Origin of the sequence: Streptomyces nanhaiensis (assembly GCF_046614825.1) — a bacterium.
GTDB classification, from domain to species: domain Bacteria; phylum Actinomycetota; class Actinomycetes; order Streptomycetales; family Streptomycetaceae; genus Streptomyces; species Streptomyces radiopugnans.
The window spans coordinates 1-1,373 of record NZ_JBKJFM010000336.1 but is presented as its reverse complement, the minus strand read 5'-3'; the positions used below and the strand labels follow the sequence as shown (position 1 = coordinate 1,373).

Genomic DNA, 1,373 nt, shown 5'->3' with positions numbered 1-1,373 from the left:
GCCGCCGGTACGGCCGCCGCCGCCCTGGCGCTGACCGCGGCCCCCGTCGTCACCGTCGTCGCCGCGTCCGCCGCGGAGGACGGCGGCAGCGGCGGCAGCGGCGGTGGCAATGGCGGCAGCGGTGACGGGCAGGACGCCGGCCAGGAACTCACCCTCACCCCCGCCCGCGCGGGTGGGGACGGAGGCGGGGCCGTCGGCGTACGCGCCGTGTGCGAGGCGGGCGGCGCGGGCGGCGTCGTCTCCTCACCCGCCTTCGAGCGGACCGTCGCGCTCGAACGCGCCGAGGACCGTCCCGCCCGGGAGAGACACGCCACCGCCCCGCTGCGGGAGGGGCTGGCCGTCGGCGGGAGCTATCCCGTGGTCGCGGTCTGCGGCACCGGGGAGCTGCTGTCCGCCTCCTTCGTGCACACCGGCGTCGCCGCGGAATCCGGTACCGGCTCGTCCCCGGCGGCGGCCTTCGGCGGAGCGGCCGCCCTGGCGGGGCTGGCGGCCGGCGCGGTGCTCCTGCGCCACCGCGCCGGGGCCCTGTCCGCGGTACGCCGGCTGCGCCGGATCGGCGGCCGGCGGATCGGCGCCGGGCGAATCGCCGGCCGACGGATCGGCGCCGGGCGGGTCAGCGGCCGGCCTTGATCCGGTCGTCCTGGAGGGCGGTCAGCCGCAGGACCACCAGGATCGCCAGCACCGTGGAGGGCACGGTCAGGAAGTCGGTGAGGACCGCGAGGGCCGCGCCGCCCTGCGCCTCCCCGGCGGTCTCGGCCTCGTACCACGGCTCGTAGTTGAGGAGCCCGGCGACCATGCCGGACAGCCACATCGTCCACCAGCCGTTGAGCAGGCCGCGGTTGCTGCTGCGGCGGGGGCCGTACCAGGTGGTCCGGGTCGAGGTGGGGTCGCTGTGGTCGCAGATGTCGTTGATGATCTGCTTGGGCATGAAGAACCAGACCACCGGCACCAGCCAGGAGCCGATCGCCCATCCCCGGTGGTAGCGGATCTGCCCGGGGGCGAACACCTCGGCGTTCGCCCGGACCCGCCAGAACCACAGCAGCCACAGCACGATCACCGGCAACTGGAACAGGGCGGAGAGGGTCGCCATCACATCGGTGGTGTTCCGCAGGGAGTCGTGGTCGACGGCCGCGTACGCCAGGGAGGCCCCCTCGTGGAGGCCGTCCAGCTCCCCGTAGACCCGGAAGTCGAGCACGAGCTGCACCAGGGTGCACAGCAGCAGCGCGCTCAGCCCGGCGCTCAGCGCGAGGGACAGCGTGCGCGCCGACCGCGCGGCGCCGGGGCGCCCGGCGCCGCCGGGCGCGGGGTAGGGGGCGGTGACCGGGGGCGGCGGTGTGGAGTGCCACGGCTGGGACGCCTGCGGCGCGTACGGC

Annotated in this window: 2 protein-coding genes; one reads left to right on the top strand and one right to left on the bottom strand. The window is 76.5% G+C overall.

Annotated features, from left to right (window positions below; all coding sequences use genetic code 11):
• Window positions 1–630 (top strand): hypothetical protein (locus ACLIYP_RS30425; protein WP_412716294.1); only part of this gene is annotated, 630 nt, incomplete at its 5' end.
• On the opposite strand, the gene ACLIYP_RS30420 is transcribed toward ACLIYP_RS30425, so the two are convergent.
• Window positions 614–1,373 (bottom strand): DUF4328 domain-containing protein (locus ACLIYP_RS30420; RefSeq protein WP_412716293.1); only part of this gene is annotated, 760 nt, incomplete at its 5' end. The two genes, ACLIYP_RS30425 and ACLIYP_RS30420, sit on opposite strands and share 17 nt — an antisense overlap.